We start from the raw sequence: 13,967 nt of genomic DNA on the forward strand, positions 1-13,967 counted from the left end.
ATGAACATGAAGCACCTGGAGGCCGCCGTTGAGGATGCCTCCATTGCTGGCTGACTTCATTCATTCCAGGGTCTGCAAACCAATTTGCGCAAAATCCTTGACACTACCAACAACTTTGGAGACTTACTCCCACCTGTATCCCAATAAGCAGGAGCAGGTTGCGGATAAGCTCCAGAGTATATTTTAACTGATTTTCGTGTACCTTTCATGTACCTTTTAAGCAGAAAGAAACCCGCAAGCCCTTGTGTATCAAGGGGTTGCGGGTATTTCTTCATTACTCCCACTCGCTCCTGTTAGAAGTTTTCTAAACAGATTTGCTTATGGGATTTAGCCCAGATTATTGGTATTCTTTTCATTATTCAGATAGTAGAGGCTATCTGATTTTTTGTTGCCATAGTGTTGCCAAAGACATAACACAGATTACTTTATAGTCTTTTCTTAAGCACATCATAAAATCTCGCAGTTTGAGATTTACGCATGTCTGCAAATTCTAACAAATGTTGAGAGGCATATTCATGTTGAACTTCACGACGCGCAGTAATGTACTTCCTAATATCACTTGGTTGTTTTAGACGAGGCCAATATATTAAAAAATCAGGGAGAGATACATTCTCTTGTAAAAAAGTAGCAGTTGGCATGTCATTTTGAGCAGCCATTCCCACCTCAAACGGGACCCATTGAGAATATCTGGTTGCTTCAGACATTACAACTATAATATCTGTACAGTCATTAAGACTTTGCTTAATATGGTCTGTTAATGCCTTTCCGCTTCCCGTTATAGTAAAATCTAAAATATCGAGATAATAAGGGACATTCATCGCTTTGAGCTCATTAGCGATTTTATTAGCGGTATATGCATCTTCTTTTTTATGAGAGATAAAAAATTTAATCATCTCGCTCCACCTATTAAAAGCTTTAGGTTGTCCCATGTCCATCTATACATTTTATCTGAATTTGTTGCTGCTACTGGCTTGACACAATTATCATTAGCCCTTCCATACAAAAGAAAATATGGTACACATTCTTCTTGAGCTATCTTTAATTCTGCACTTACGCCAGTAGCTGAATCCGTATTTTTTCCACAAATTACAATTACAACATCGCATCCTTTAATCCTGCGGCGTGCGTTTGCTTTCCAATCCTTGGCAATAGTTTCCTTTATGGACATGTCGGTAATTTCAAACGGGGAATCAGTATTTCTAGCTTGCCCGACTAATAAATTTTTCAAATCTAAATCATGATCATAATCAAAACTGATAAATGTGCGTTTTTTCCCCATAGTGAGTTCTCCTTTCTAAATGAGTTTATTATTTACTAATCGCCAATATTGTTTTCCAATGGAAGTTAATGCACACGATTTAGAATGCATAGCTGCGAAATACATGTGCTCTTCACCTACTGGAACGACCAATCCAATTTCTTCCAATTTCTGCAAGTCGGAAAAAATTTTTGTATTATGTGGATTAGCATACGGTTGAATTACATCATGTTTCACATCCAAAGAATTAGTCGGCTCAAACGACGGATCAATCGGAAGTTCCGCATTTTCATCTGAAAAATATGTGCAGATCTTTCTAATAATAGATATATCCACCTGCGGAATGACTCTGCGTAAAGGTGTAAAGCGAGTTACATTTGTTTTAAAAACAGGTCGTTGCTCCCACGGGCCTAAAGCTTTGTCTATGTAAGCATATATACCACCCGGAGTAATGTGTCCTGTAATATCAGCCGCCCCACCCTTTAATGCTTCTAATAATAGAGAAGTAAACAATCCATGTCCATTTAGTTCGACAGATGTTTCTGTGGAACGGCTAGCGGTTAAAATAGTAACCCCTTCATTGATTACTGCAGTAACCTGTCCAGAAGAACTAATACTTCCCATAAAACCAGAATAACAGCTGTCTAAAATAATAATTTTATCTTTACATCGTGAATCATTAGCAATATTCAAAACTTCTTGTAGTGATACTCCATAGTCATGTGCTCCAAAATCCGGAGTAACCAAATACCCACCTACATTATCAATATGGCCATGTCCAGAATAGTAAAATAATGCAACATCAGCATCTCCCGAAAAGCATTCTTCAATTAGTTTTCTCAAGTGTGCTTTGGTCGAGACATTTTTTTGTAATTTTACAGAAAAGTTAGGTGAACCATCACCATTGCAGCTTAACTCTTGTGCCATATGTTCTGCGTCATTACAGCATCCATGTAAAGGACATTGGGTATAATTGTCAATTCCAACAATCAATGCTTTCCTCATGTTTTTCGCTCCTTTTATTTATCTAGGACCTAAAAATTTGTCTCCATTCAAATGAATCATGTGATCCGGCATATCAGCGATCCAAACTTCCGTTTCCCAAGCAAGCATCTCAGAAAACTTCTTGAATGTCTTAAAATCCAGAAAAGCTGTAACATAGATTTTCCCCGCGGTTACGCCGGTGGTCATTTCTTCGATCTCTTTGATGCGTTTCGGCTCCATCGGCCCAACAGATGTTACCGACTCTATAAAATACAGCCAGTTCTTCTCCTCTGAGTAGAGGACCACATCTGGCATCTTATCATGTAATGTAATAGTAAATCCCAGTTCGCTAAGCTTGTCCTCGTTCTTTACCAAATCCTTTTCAATGGTATCGCCGACATAAAGGCATTCCGAATTTGGAGCAAAGCGCGGTGCAAATTCCTCGATAATTGCTTTTTGGAGTTGATTATGATCTCCTGGAGAAAAAGTGAAATCTTCACCGTTGATTTTCACAGGCATTTTGCGTCTGACACGCTTAGAAGCATATAGCTGAACAAGCGTGTCGTGATTAGTTTGAAAAGAAGTAAGCTTGGTTTCCCACCGATCTGTACCAAAACTCTGTACCAACTTTAGCATTTCATCTGTCAACCGATAGCGGTAATTGGGGCTATTGGTGGCCTTGCTATTATCCTCGATGAAAGCCGCATTCCTGAAATGGTGCATAGCCTGTTTTCTGAAGGTTTCACGACTATTTTCTGCATAAGTAGTCCCATAATTGTTATTCGCAAAAGCAATTACATCGTGAATACGAATCCATTCGTTGGTCGCATCTTGCCACGGAGTTTCCTCAACAAGTCCCGCCATGGCAAGCAAAACACAACAGCACATGGCATTTTGCTGCTTTGCCGGTACTTGCAAGGCATTTAATATCTCTTTTGCTTCATCTATTTTACTCATACATAACCCCTCAAAATTCTGTCACAAACCGGTTCCGACATATCGTGTGCAGCAATTAGCTCTTTTCCCATGGCCTCAATGACATCCATGGATGGAACCGGCATAGAGTTCACTTCAGTCGAATTGACCTGCGTTGAACCATTCAAAATCCTATAATAGCAGTCATACAAGGTGGAGTTAAACAAGACATAGAGACCGTACACAACACACTCCGAAAGATCACGCATCCCATCGATAAAATTTATCTTGTTTTGTGTGCTGATCTGGGAATACTCAGGATGCTTTTTTGCTAAGTAAACACCACATTGAAGCCGCCTATGTTCTTCTTTTGCTGTAAATCGTTTGACAAAAAGATAGTTCTTATTTGGCTGTAATAGCCCCCTCTGCTCAGTAACCAGATACTCGTGTTCCTTTCCTACAGGAAAAACCACTTTGCCATTTTGTATGTGCTGAGAATAGAACAATGGAACAGCCTGCTCTTCAGCTGCATCTCGCAGTGCTTCTCTGTTTCGGAAGTCAACTGTAAGTCCGGTTTTCATTTTTAGGCCAATGCTTGGTAGAGTGTTCTCCCACTTGTTCAAACTATTAAGTGTCTCCACTTCCTCAGCATTTGTCACCAGGTATACATAGAAATCGGGCCCATTTATAACGGCAGAATAGGGGGCCTTGAAAATGGTCTTTTTTGAAAAGTCTGAATTACTTTGGGTCGTAGTAATAGTAACAGTTTTTGGCTTTGAGCGCGTTTTTCTCAGCTTAATAATGATAGTTTCCTGCAGTACGCTCTCTTTTTCAAAGACTTTATCTCGACTAACAAATAAGTGAATATGCTCCAAAACGCCTTCACTTAAAAACTTCTGACGAAATCTCTTGAAATAAGCACCTGAAGTCCAGGAGCGCGGGATAATATAAACCATTTCGCCCCCATCCTTTAGGTTAAACATACTCATAGAAGCAAAGAGAAAGTAGAGATTGGGAGCGCCATAACATACATCCGGCATGGCTAAGGCTTCCGGGGCGTCCTTTGGTATTTTCATATATGGAGGATTTGCGATTACAAAATCAAATTTTTCAGGCTCCAAATTCGCTCCTAACATCAGATTATAGTCAGCCGCTTGACTTAAAATATAGTTATCAGAAACGATTTCATAGGATATTTTCTGTTTGGATTGACTACACGCTATCTCCAGATTGGCCCGCAATAACTCCATTACATTGGGGTCGTTCTCATAGCAAACCAGTCTAATCTCTTTTATTGCCGTGAAAGCCTGCAAGCGTTCCAATAATGCAATTGAGAGAATCCCAGAACCAGCACCAGGATCAAGGATAGAAAGTGCCTGACATCCATTAGGAATTTCAAATAGCCCAGCCATAAAAACAGCAGTTTCTTTGCTTGTAAAGAACTGGCCATATTTTTTGCGCTGGCTTTTCGGCATATGATCAATATATTCTGTTGTTGCCCTAATTGCAAAGTCAAGCATGCTCATGATTCGTAAACTCCATAATTTCATCAATACCGCAGTCTAAAGCCACACAAATTTTATACAGGCTCTCCATTGATACAAATTCATTTTTTCCCATCTTTGCTAAGACATTAAAACTAACGCCAGCAGCATCTTTTAATTCCGAGCGTTTCATTTTTTTATCAATAAGAATTTTCCAAAGCTTGTCATAAGATACTGGCATCTCAACTTCTCCAATCATATCTGGATAAGTCATTATACCATAAAACACACAATAACTCAAGATTGTCTCATGATATCATGAGACCAATTTGGCGTAACAAATGGTGTTAATTAGTTTTAATCAAGCAAAGATTTTACTGTCACAGCCTTCAGATACAGTTCCGGCTCACCATTCAAAATCAGTTCGGCATAGGCCAGCGGATCGTTGTAGATTAGCCAGTCCAGCTCCGACCGCTGGTACATACTGTTTGCAACCTCGTTCTCCACAGCGGTGCAGTCGATGGAGAGCAGCGTCCCGTCCTCTAAACACAGCTCCACGCAGGCGGTATCCAGGTCATACTTACAGGACACAATCTTTCTCATAGTCGTTACCTCCCAATGCTTGAATTTCGGTTGATTTTCCGCAGCGGCACAAGGGCCGTTTCGGTTGTTTTAGATACAGGCAAGCAATGCGTGTGGATATCCACGATAACAAGCTTGATATCGCTGTGTTCCCGGACGAACTTTTCTAACTGTTCATCCAGGCCACCGCCAATCATCTTGGCACTGGTGGCGAAGTGGAGGGAGCTTGTCCCCTCCACTCCAAACATACGGAACATCCGGCGCTGTAAGCGGCTCTCGTCATCTTCTAGGGCAAGATAGAGGACAGTCCCTTGATGGACTTTGTAGCCCCACAGGTCTTGCCCGGTACTGACATGGTGGGCGATCTGCGCCACCAGGAAGGACTTGCCGATTTTCGGCGCTCCGGCAAGGATGTACGCTCCTGTATAGAGCAGGTTCTCAATCACCGCAGACTTACCCTCAAACACATTGTCCATTAGCTCGTCCAGGGTCACAGTATGCAGATAGGCCGGGTCGCTCATGCGGCGCATCTTCCGGAAAAGTTCCTCCAAATCTCTTTCGGGGGAATTGTTTTTTTCGTCCGGGTCTGGTATAGTGGTCTTGGAATTTGTAGAGATTGACTGCCCATCATCTGCGCCAACAGATGAGTTCTGGGCGGTCATTTTCTTTTTTTCATCGGTCATAGGCAAAGTCCTCCTGCATCCCGCTCATAATGGCAGCGATCATCTGGATGGTGTCCAGCAGCTCGTCGCTCACGCCCTGCCCGGCCTCGATCCGGCGCAGCTCGTCCAGCACAGCAGCCAGCTGGTCCCGCAGGGCCTTGTAGACCCTGGGGTTACCCTGGACCACCACATCCCGGCAAAGTAGCCGCCGGATGATGTAATCCTGCTTGGTCAGGCCGGTAAGCTTCACCGCCGTCTCGATCTGGGCGTCCTCCTCCGGGGAGACCCGAAAAGCCACGGTCTTGTTCCTCCAACGGTTGTGCTTATCCAAATTCTTCGCTGACATTTTTAATTGCCCCTTTCCATGTTCAATTTATCCGCCATTTCCGCCTGCTTGGACGGAAACAGGTGCGCGTAGTTGTAAGTGATGTCGATGCTCTCATGGCCCACCCGGTCCGCGATGGCCGTGGCAGAGAATCCCATATCGATCAAAAGTGAAACCGCACTGTGACGAATATCATGGATTCTGATACGCGGCACCCCAGCTTCCTTGGCTCCCCGATCCATCTCCCGGTGAAGATAGCTCTTGGTAACAGTGAACATTCTGTCGTCTGGCCCGATTCCGTAGAGCATCTTGATGTAATCCTGGATTTCTTCGGCCAGAAACTGCGGTATGGTAATGACCCGATTGCTCTTTTCCGTCTTGGGGGTAGTAATCAGATCCTGGCCATTCAACCGCTGATAGGATTTATTGATGGTAACGGTGCGCTTCTCAAAGTCAAAGTCCGCTGGGGTCAGGGCCAGCAGCTCCCCCTCTCGGATACCACACCAGTAGAGCATCTCGAAGGCGTAGAAGGACAGCGGCTTGTCCATCATCACCTCGGCAAATTTCAGGTACTGCTCCTTGGTCCAGAACATCATCTCTCGGTTTTTCTTTTTGCCCATGCTGCCCGCCTTCTTGCAGGGATTCTCTCGGAGGTTGTAGTACCGAACCGCATGGTTGAAGATAGCACTGAGCTGATTGTGGACCGTTTTCAGGTACACCGGCGAGTAGGGCTTGCCGTTCTCGTCCTTATGGTTCAGCATCTCGTTCTGCCAGGTAATGATCTGCTGGGCGGTGATGTTACACATTTTCAGCCTGCCGAAGTAGGGCAGCAGCTTAGTACGGATGATGTGGTCCTTGGTAGCCCAGGTGTTCTCCTTGAGCCGGGTTTTCATATCCGCCGTGTAGAGGTCCACGAAACTCTTGAAGGTCATGTCCAGATCAGCGCTGGTCTTGTTGAGCTGTTCCCGCTCCCAGGCCTGCGCCTCTCGCTTGGTCTTGAAGCCCCGCTTTTGGGTCTGCTTGCGCTCGCCATTCCAGTCAGTGTACCGGTAGACTGCCCGCCAGGTGTTTGTCTTTTCTTCCTTATAGACTGCCATGATTAGCCCTCCTTTCCCGTCTTGCCATAGCAAAACTTCTCCATGAAAAAGTTCCGATTGACCCGCCCGGAGATGGTCAGGTAGCCCTTCTCACGGAGTTCGGCGTTGAGCTTGTGGATCACCTTGTAGGCGTGGGACTTGGAGATACCCAGCTCCTGGGCCACTTCCTCCACGCGCATAAAGTTTTGTGCCTGCATTGAAAATACCTTCCTTTCCTCATTGATGGCTGCTGCGGCTGGATATTGTGTTCCATAAATGCCTCCTCACTTTCGTCCACCACTTTTTTCCCGGATGTATAACCAGGGATTGCGGCAGTTCTTTTTTATTTATTGATTCTAAGCTATTTTGCTTAGTCTATCGTTATTATACTAAGCAAAATAGCTTGTGTCAATTGGAGTACGCAAAATAAATTAAATAAAATTGTTTAGGATTCTCTTGACTTTACTAAGCATTTCTGCTACGCTTTTCCTAAGGACAAGCAACGATTGGAGTTGATGATATGGCGATTGGCGAACGGATTCACTTTTTCCGTCTCTTGCGGGGGATGACACAGAAATATCTCGGCATGGCGCTGGGCTTCCCGGAGAAGTCCGCGGATGTGCGCCTTGCTCAGTATGAAACAGGATCAAGAACCCCAAAGGCAGACCTTACCGCCGCCTTAGCCCAGGTACTGGATGTTTCTCCCCATGCCCTCTCCGTCCCGGACATAGACTCCTATGTGGGGCTGATGCACACCCTGTTTACCCTGGAGGATAACTACGGGCTCGAGATCAGCGAGATGGATGGAGAAGTCTGCCTGAAGGTTGATATGCGGAAGAACAAGGACGCCGCCCGGCTGCATGAAATGCTCTGCTCCTGGCAGCAGGCCGCTGCCATGCTGGAGGCGGGCGAAATCTCCAAGGAGGACTATGACAAGTGGCGCTACCACTATCCGGAGTTTGACAAAGCCCAGAACTATGTAAAGGTGCCGCCCCAGGACCTCTTTTGACCCCCTCACTTGTAGGCCACGGGAGAGGCCGTTTGTTGCGTAAGAAAAAAAATTTGGATTTCACTTGAAGTTAGAGGTGACATTGTATGTTTAAGTCCCTATTTTCTCAGAAACCTAAAATTAAAGGCATCATCGGTTATTTGGGTTTGGAATCTTTTTGGCTATCATGCACACCTCAAGAGCAAGATGCTCTTACCAGATATCATCAAGGTGGGCTTGGTGCAGCTCCGGGTTCTTCTCCTATAAAAGGTGATGTATCTTATTCTTCCAGCACAAAACTGAAGTACTTTTCTGCAATGATTGGTTGGGCAGTTTCTGAGAAGAACTACTCTCTTGCCGATAAAATAATTAGTGCAGGTAAAGACTTGGCAGTTAGCGAAGCGGAGCTTCTGGACGCTCACTATTTTTGGCAGGAAGCCGCCGAATGTTATTACAAGCAGAGAGATTGCAGACCAGATGCGATTGATTTAACAATCGAATTTTGCTTGAAAGATATCCAGATGTTCCCTAAATATGTAAAGCCAATGCAAAAAGAGTTCGGTTGCATTCCACGAATCACAACCTTTCAGCGGCTTACAATTCTTTACGAAAAAGCCGGGCAGTATAAAGAGGCCATTGAAATTTGCAATTTGGCAATAAAATATGGATTAACCGATTCAACTAAAGGGGGATACCCTGCAAGGCTTCAAAAGCTTGAGAAAAAACTAAACGACTAAAATCATATAGGAATCAAAATAAAAAGAGAGCTAACTGACTAATCAAAATCAGTTAGCTCTCTTTTTATGAATAATGAAAAACTGTTGCCAAATCGTTGCCACAGAGGGCCTTAACCCCTCAAAAACCCAGTCATATCAGGCTTTTCCGGGCCTCTGAAATCATTCCCACTCGCCGAGTTAAATCCATTTCTAAACTTTTTTGTATAGAAGATTGGGTTCGACGTGACTCTATTTGACACAGATTATCCTTATCCTAAGGTCTATTCGGACTTTTGCTATCAAAAATCTATCTAGGCCATTCTATCAGGGGTTTTGCTTGAGACGGACGATTGGGTGGCTTAGGAGTATTATAGCACTGTTCGACGTTTTCTTCAAATTATTTCTTGCCACTTCAGCAGTCACATCTATTCCTCACCGTTGTTTACGACCCAGATCTTTTTGAGAGGGATCAGCTCTTTAATTTTATCGTCCATCTGATCGCAGAACTCCTCAATAATTTTTTTGTGGGTCTAAAGGCGGATTTTAAAGAACTGTTTAGCCGTCTCATTGATGGCCGAAGATATAAACCCACTCCACGACCAGAACATGCTATATTCGGCACCAACGTTTTTCATCACGCCGCCCAAGCGCTCCAAAACAATCCGTTCCGTTGGTGTATCCGTGGACTTAACTCGAATACAGGTATAGGCATCCCAAAACGAAGTGTGTCCGCAGAGGACAAAAGCTTCATCACAGGAGAAAAGCAACATCCGTTAATGGGACGCTTTAATCATCGCAGCCTCCTGCCGCCCCTTGGCGGCCTCCAGGTCGTCAAAATCCCCCAGCGCCCGCAGATCCACATGGGAGGCGTCCACTCCGGCGCTGGGATGCTCCGCCTGCTGGGACAGGGTACTGGGATAGCGCCCCTCCAGCTGTCCCCGGATGCTCTCCGCGCGCAGGCGGCACACCTCCAGCAGGGTGTCCACCGCCAGCAGGTGGTCCTCATAGGAGCAGAAGGCGGTGGGGTCCGCCTCCACATAGGGGGCGATCATGGCCTGGGTCTGCCGGATGACTGTCTCATACCGGCCACTTTCGAAATACTCCGAAAGCAGTTGATCAAAATAGGCGTGGTAGCGGGCAAAATAGTCGTCATTTTTCATCAGGTTGTGATACAGGGGCCGCTCCAGCATGACCTCCCCCCGTGCGGGGGTGTTCACCGGCCAGTTGAGGAGCACATTGGGGTCCCGGATGGGATCGGTCATCCCCAGGGCATAGGTGCCGAAGGCCAGGTTGTAGTCCCAGGGCAGGATGGAGAGGATCCCATCCTCCTCGTAGAGAAAGTAGTTGTGCCCGGTGTGGCCCAGATAGCTGTCCCAGTTCATGACAAACACCTGGACGGTAAAATACCGCAGCACCTGGTCCACATTCACCGCCGTCTCCAGGTTTTCTCCCGTGGACAGCACCCGCAGGGCCTCAATGAGCCGCGCCTGGTCCGCCTCATCCACGTCAAACTTGGCGTTGTCAAAAAGGTTGGGGTAGCTGGCAGGGTCGTCATTGATGTACCGCAGGGCCACGTCGGCGTTCTCCGCGTTCAGGGAGCGGTAGTCCGGCTTATAGAGCGCTCCGTGATCCGGGCCGAAATCCCGCCGGGCAAAGGCCTCCTCCGGCTCCTCGATGGCCAGAAACAGCCCCCAAGGCTGACCGTTCACCGTCACCCAGGCGTAGCTACACAAGGGCGCCGGTACCTCCATATAGTCCATCATGTCGTAGACCAGGTACGTTTTGAGATAACTGTTGTCCTGAAAGGAGGCGTCCAGGGAGAACTTGTCCAGGCCATGGTAGTTGCCCCCGTCCACATAGTGGTCGAATTCCAGCTTCAGACTGTACCGGGACAGGCCGTACTCCTCTGTCAGCCGGAGGGAGTTGTTCCCCTTGGCCCGCAGGCCCACCTGGTAAAACTCCTCCCCGTCGATGACCACGGTGCAGGGGATATATTCCTCCGCCGGAGCGATTTCAAGAAAGCCCGCCCAGTCCTCCACCCGCAGGTCCACCGTGTGGACCCGGCCATCGTCAAAGAGGCGGTATGCGTACCCAGGCGCGGAGCTGGCGGGCTGGAGGCCCAGGGCCTCCCCAAAGCAGAGCAGGCCGGTGAGAACCAGGGCCAGCAGGATGGCCGCGCCGCAGATGCGGTCGATATACCGGTGGCGGATCATGGCCTCACCCCATGTAGTCCCCGTTGTAGGAGACCAGCACCACGTTCCCCACGCCGTCCATGGCCCCCAGCTCGTTGATAAACTCTGTGTCGGCGTCCCGGAGGCGCACCTCGTAGTTCAGCTCGATCTGACCTGGGGCCACGCTCTTGCTCTTCAGGTTCAGCCGCCGGACCTGGGCCTCTACCAGGGCACGCACCTGTCCCTCTACCGCCTGATCGGCACAGTGGACCACCAGGATATAGGGGGACTCCCCGTTCTTCTGGCGGGAGAACACCAGCAGCACAAGCCCCACAAAGAGACTGCCCACCACAGCCAGGGGGATCAGCCCCGCCGCCAGCACGATGCCTGCCGCGATGGCCCAGAACAGGAAGGCGATATCCATGGGCTCCTTGATAGCGGTACGGAAGCGGACGATGGACAGCGCGCCCACCATGCCCAGGGAGAGGACGATGTTGCTGGTCACCGCCAGGATCAGCAGGGTGGTGATAAGGGTGAGGGCGATGAGGGTCACCCCGAAGCTGGGGGCGTACATGACCCCGGCGTAGCATTTTTTATAGACCAGGAAGATGAACAGGCCCAGGCAGAAGGCCAGCGCCAGGGCGATAACGGCGTCCGGCAGGGAGACCGCATCCAGCCGCTCCAGAAAGCTGGATTTGAAGATGTCCTGAAAGGTGAACGTGGGCATGGCAGCCACTCCTCTTTTCTTCGTTCTCAGTCAAACCGCCGGCACAGGGCGTATTTGGAACAGGCCGCCGCCCGGCGGTCCGGCGTCTGGACGGCCAGGCGCACCAGGTCGGGGAGAAAGGCGTCGTACTTGACCTCCAGCACCGTCAAAGCGTCCAGAGGTTTCAGGGGGAACGAACCGGGGGACAGGAAGCCGGCGCTGTCCCCGCAGGTGCGCAGGTTCCGGTCCAGGGTCACCCGGACGTTTCCGGGGGCGTACAGGAAGGCCTCCCGGTCATAGCACACCACCGTCCTGGGCCGCAGCAGCGTCCCCCGGAGTTTGTGGTACAGCTCCGACAGCAGCGGCTCCCCCCGCTCCAGAAGGAAGGCGTCCTCCCCGGAGAGCAGCCGCTCCGCCTCCTCCAAAGTCAGGCGGGCGGAGCGCTTGCCGCACAGGCCGTTCACCTTAAATTTTTTCTCCAGCTTGAGAAGATCCGGGCACTCCCCGTAGTACCGCAGGCGGAACTTCTCCCGCCGGTCCACCCCGTCCAGCTTCTCCCGGAGGGCGGTATCGTAGGGGGTGTCGAAATACAGGCTGGTCACCCGGTAGGAGCCGTCCGGCCCGGCGTGGCCGTCCCGGGGAAAGAACCTCCCCAGCCGGGAGGTAAGCACCAGATCCTCCCGGGGAGAGATCTGGTGCTTGACCTCGTGGCGCAGGCGGAGGGGCTCAGTCGTCATAGCCGGAATCCCCGTGATCCGCCTCCCAATCGTAGTCACTGCCGCCGTCATCGTAGTTGGTGTCGCCATAGTTGCTGCTTCCGTAATTGGTATTGCCGTAGTCGGTGACGCCGTCGGCGTTGGGGCCGTAGTCGGTGTCGTCGTAATCGGTGATGCCGTCAGCGTTGGGGCCGTAGTCCGTGTCGTCGTAATCGGTGATCCCGTCGGCGTTGGGGCCGTAGTCCGTGTCGTCGTAGTCGGTGATCCCGTCGGCATTGGGACCGTAATCCGTGTCGTCGTAGTCGGTGATCCCGTCGGCGTTGGGGCCGTAGTCGGTGTCGTCGTAGTCGGTGATGCCGTCATTGTTGGGGCCGTAGTCGGTATCATCGTAATCGGTGACGCCGTCGGCGTTGGGGCCGTAGTCGGTATCGTCGTAATCCGTCACGCCGTAATCGGTGATCCCATCGCTGCTGGGACCGTAGTCGGTGTCATCGTAGTCCTGGAATTCAGCATCCATTTCCGTGACCTTGCCGGTGTAGGCGTTAACCTCGTACTCGTACTCCACGCCGTCCAGGATAAACTCCACCTCGTACTCCCCGTCATCCAGGTCGTATTCCTTCTCCACAAACTGGATGTCATCCCGGCCCAGCTGGGTGGAGAGGATGCTCTGGGCGGCGGAGGCATTGATATAGCCCTTGTCGCCGTACGCGTCGTCGTAGTCGTCCTGGTCCAGGGTCACCGCCTGGGAGCCGATCTGGTCGGTCTCCACCACCAGCCGGACCGCCTCGGCCAGCTGGTTGAGGAACTGGTCGTTGGGGTAGGCGGAGCCCCGCTCCAGCTTCAGGACGATGTTCTTCTCATGGCCGCCCACGGTGGCGTCAAAGTAGCCGCCGTCGTGGATCTGGTCCACCAGCTCCCCCACCACGGTGGTGCAGGGCTTCCCCTCATAGCCGGTGTAGCCGGCCAGCACTGCCCGACCGTCATCGTTCAGGGCGTTCAGAGCAACCACGTTGCCGTCATCGTCATAGTCCATCTCGATCTCCGGGTTCACGCTCAGAAGTACGGTGCCGATGCTGCCGCTGTTCTCCTCCTGAAGAGAGGCGGTCTGATTGGGGGACTCTGGGAGGGAAGATACTCCGACGCTGTTCCCGCAGGCAGTCAGAGTGGTCAGAGCCAGGGCGGCAGTCAGCGTCAGGCCAAACAGTTTGGTGTGGAAGTTCTTTTTCATCTCTTTCATCTCCTTGAAAAATAGTAGTTGTGGTTTGTGTTCTGATATTAGATTACGAAGCTGCTGTTGAAAAACTGGGGTCACTGAAATACTTTTTTCATTTTCTTTTTGGTTTACACAGGGAGGATACGGTGGTCGGCCTTGAAAACCGGGGCC

Annotated in this window: 17 protein-coding genes; 2 read left to right on the plus strand and 15 right to left on the minus strand. The window is 49.4% G+C overall.

The features are described from left to right. Positions 1–425: 425 nt before the first annotated feature. The 11 genes from B5F88_RS11460 to B5F88_RS11510 form a co-directional block, all read right to left on the minus strand. Positions 426–893 carry a toll/interleukin-1 receptor domain-containing protein gene (locus B5F88_RS11460; RefSeq protein WP_242959766.1) on the minus strand — a complete coding sequence of 156 codons (468 nt, stop codon included), beginning with the start codon at positions 891–893 and terminating at the stop codon, positions 426–428. Beyond that, positions 890–1,279 (minus strand): TIR domain-containing protein, encoded by a 390-nt coding sequence (locus B5F88_RS11465; RefSeq protein ID WP_087346020.1) that lies wholly within the window; start codon positions 1,277–1,279, stop codon positions 890–892. The genes B5F88_RS11460 and B5F88_RS11465 overlap by 4 nt, the downstream gene beginning before the upstream one ends. A gap of 15 nt (positions 1,280–1,294) precedes the next feature. Next, complete coding sequence (locus tag B5F88_RS11470; RefSeq protein ID WP_087346023.1) at positions 1,295–2,263, minus strand: caspase family protein; 969 nt, start codon at positions 2,261–2,263, stop codon at positions 1,295–1,297. Between the two features lie 18 nt (positions 2,264–2,281). Further along, positions 2,282–3,199 carry a BsuBI/PstI family type II restriction endonuclease gene (locus tag B5F88_RS11475; RefSeq protein ID WP_087346026.1) on the minus strand — a complete coding sequence of 306 codons (918 nt, stop codon included), beginning with the start codon at positions 3,197–3,199 and terminating at the stop codon, positions 2,282–2,284. Beyond that, positions 3,196–4,683 (minus strand): N-6 DNA methylase, encoded by a 1,488-nt coding sequence (locus B5F88_RS11480; RefSeq protein ID WP_242959768.1) that lies wholly within the window; start codon positions 4,681–4,683, stop codon positions 3,196–3,198. Before B5F88_RS11480 ends, B5F88_RS11475 begins: the two co-directional genes overlap by 4 nt. Then, complete coding sequence (locus B5F88_RS11485) at positions 4,670–4,882, minus strand: helix-turn-helix transcriptional regulator (RefSeq protein ID WP_087346029.1); 213 nt, start codon at positions 4,880–4,882, stop codon at positions 4,670–4,672. Before B5F88_RS11485 ends, B5F88_RS11480 begins: the two co-directional genes overlap by 14 nt. A 116-nt stretch (positions 4,883–4,998) precedes the next feature. Further along, complete coding sequence (locus B5F88_RS11490; protein ID WP_087346033.1) at positions 4,999–5,244, minus strand: DUF6061 family protein; 246 nt, start codon at positions 5,242–5,244, stop codon at positions 4,999–5,001. Positions 5,245–5,249: 5 nt separating this feature from the next. Then, positions 5,250–5,906 (minus strand): AAA family ATPase, encoded by a 657-nt coding sequence (locus B5F88_RS11495; protein WP_275532932.1) that lies wholly within the window; start codon positions 5,904–5,906, stop codon positions 5,250–5,252. Further along, positions 5,896–6,231, minus strand: a complete 336-nt coding sequence (locus B5F88_RS11500) for a hypothetical protein (RefSeq protein ID WP_087346037.1) — start codon at positions 6,229–6,231, stop codon at positions 5,896–5,898. Before B5F88_RS11500 ends, B5F88_RS11495 begins: the two co-directional genes overlap by 11 nt. Before the next feature lie 2 nt (positions 6,232–6,233). Continuing rightward, the gene (locus B5F88_RS11505; RefSeq protein ID WP_140402101.1) at positions 6,234–7,307 is read right to left on the minus strand and encodes a site-specific integrase; all 1,074 of its coding nucleotides are present in this window, start codon (positions 7,305–7,307) and stop codon (positions 6,234–6,236) included. A gap of 2 nt (positions 7,308–7,309) precedes the next feature. Further along, on the minus strand, positions 7,310–7,504 hold the full coding sequence (locus tag B5F88_RS11510; protein WP_006571508.1) for a helix-turn-helix domain-containing protein: 195 nt from the start codon (positions 7,502–7,504) through the stop codon (positions 7,310–7,312). 302 nt (positions 7,505–7,806) lie between these two features. On the opposite strand from B5F88_RS11510, the gene B5F88_RS11515 reads away from it, so the two are divergent. Both B5F88_RS11515 and B5F88_RS11520 read left to right on the plus strand, forming a co-directional pair. Continuing rightward, entirely contained in the window at positions 7,807–8,295 is a 489-nt protein-coding gene (locus tag B5F88_RS11515) for a helix-turn-helix transcriptional regulator (protein ID WP_087346040.1), read from the plus strand. An 86-nt stretch (positions 8,296–8,381) separates the two neighbouring features. Next, positions 8,382–9,011, plus strand: a complete 630-nt coding sequence (locus tag B5F88_RS11520; RefSeq protein WP_140402102.1) for a hypothetical protein — start codon at positions 8,382–8,384, stop codon at positions 9,009–9,011. A 752-nt stretch (positions 9,012–9,763) separates the two neighbouring features. Here B5F88_RS11520 and B5F88_RS11530 read toward each other — a convergent pair. The 4 genes from B5F88_RS11530 to B5F88_RS11545 are packed head-to-tail and all read right to left on the minus strand — an operon-like array spanning position 9,764 to position 13,811. Then, positions 9,764–11,203, minus strand: coding sequence for a CotH kinase family protein (locus B5F88_RS11530; RefSeq protein WP_087346048.1), 1,440 nt, complete (start codon positions 11,201–11,203; stop codon positions 9,764–9,766). A 4-nt stretch (positions 11,204–11,207) separates the two neighbouring features. Beyond that, positions 11,208–11,888: a DUF4956 domain-containing protein gene (locus B5F88_RS11535; protein WP_087346054.1), complete on the minus strand. Its 681-nt coding sequence runs from the start codon at positions 11,886–11,888 to the stop codon at positions 11,208–11,210. Between the two features lie 26 nt (positions 11,889–11,914). Beyond that, positions 11,915–12,604: a polyphosphate polymerase domain-containing protein gene (locus B5F88_RS11540; RefSeq protein WP_087346057.1), complete on the minus strand. Its 690-nt coding sequence runs from the start codon at positions 12,602–12,604 to the stop codon at positions 11,915–11,917. Next, a complete protein-coding gene (locus B5F88_RS11545) occupies positions 12,594–13,811 on the minus strand; it encodes a PepSY domain-containing protein (RefSeq protein WP_162612172.1) in 1,218 nt (405 codons plus the stop codon). The genes B5F88_RS11540 and B5F88_RS11545 overlap by 11 nt, the downstream gene beginning before the upstream one ends. Positions 13,812–13,967: the final 156 nt, after the last annotated feature.

It is taken from the genome of Flavonifractor sp. An306 (assembly GCF_002159455.1).
Lineage (GTDB): Bacteria > Bacillota > Clostridia > Oscillospirales > Oscillospiraceae > Flavonifractor.

Bases quoted from the DNA above. Each gene is read 5' to 3' on its own strand.
- B5F88_RS11460 (WP_242959766.1), bottom strand. From the start codon at position 893: ATGATTAAATTTTTTATCTCTCATAAAAAAGAAGATGCATATACCGCT.
- B5F88_RS11465 (WP_087346020.1), bottom strand. From the start codon at position 1,279: ATGGGGAAAAAACGCACATTTATCAGTTTTGATTATGATCATGATTTA.
- B5F88_RS11470 (WP_087346023.1), bottom strand. From the start codon at position 2,263: ATGAGGAAAGCATTGATTGTTGGAATTGACAATTATACCCAATGTCCT.
- B5F88_RS11475 (WP_087346026.1), bottom strand. From the start codon at position 3,199: ATGAGTAAAATAGATGAAGCAAAAGAGATATTAAATGCCTTGCAAGTA.
- B5F88_RS11480 (WP_242959768.1), bottom strand. From the start codon at position 4,683: ATGAGCATGCTTGACTTTGCAATTAGGGCAACAACAGAATATATTGAT.
- B5F88_RS11485 (WP_087346029.1), bottom strand. From the start codon at position 4,882: ATGCCAGTATCTTATGACAAGCTTTGGAAAATTCTTATTGATAAAAAA.
- B5F88_RS11490 (WP_087346033.1), bottom strand. From the start codon at position 5,244: ATGAGAAAGATTGTGTCCTGTAAGTATGACCTGGATACCGCCTGCGTG.
- B5F88_RS11495 (WP_275532932.1), bottom strand. From the start codon at position 5,906: ATGACCGATGAAAAAAAGAAAATGACCGCCCAGAACTCATCTGTTGGC.
- B5F88_RS11500 (WP_087346037.1), bottom strand. From the start codon at position 6,231: ATGTCAGCGAAGAATTTGGATAAGCACAACCGTTGGAGGAACAAGACC.
- B5F88_RS11505 (WP_140402101.1), bottom strand. From the start codon at position 7,307: ATGGCAGTCTATAAGGAAGAAAAGACAAACACCTGGCGGGCAGTCTAC.
- B5F88_RS11510 (WP_006571508.1), bottom strand. From the start codon at position 7,504: ATGCAGGCACAAAACTTTATGCGCGTGGAGGAAGTGGCCCAGGAGCTG.
- B5F88_RS11515 (WP_087346040.1), top strand. From the start codon at position 7,807: ATGGCGATTGGCGAACGGATTCACTTTTTCCGTCTCTTGCGGGGGATG.
- B5F88_RS11520 (WP_140402102.1), top strand. From the start codon at position 8,382: ATGTTTAAGTCCCTATTTTCTCAGAAACCTAAAATTAAAGGCATCATC.
- B5F88_RS11530 (WP_087346048.1), bottom strand. From the start codon at position 11,203: ATGATCCGCCACCGGTATATCGACCGCATCTGCGGCGCGGCCATCCTG.
- B5F88_RS11535 (WP_087346054.1), bottom strand. From the start codon at position 11,888: ATGCCCACGTTCACCTTTCAGGACATCTTCAAATCCAGCTTTCTGGAG.
- B5F88_RS11540 (WP_087346057.1), bottom strand. From the start codon at position 12,604: ATGACGACTGAGCCCCTCCGCCTGCGCCACGAGGTCAAGCACCAGATC.
- B5F88_RS11545 (WP_162612172.1), bottom strand. From the start codon at position 13,811: ATGAAAAAGAACTTCCACACCAAACTGTTTGGCCTGACGCTGACTGCC.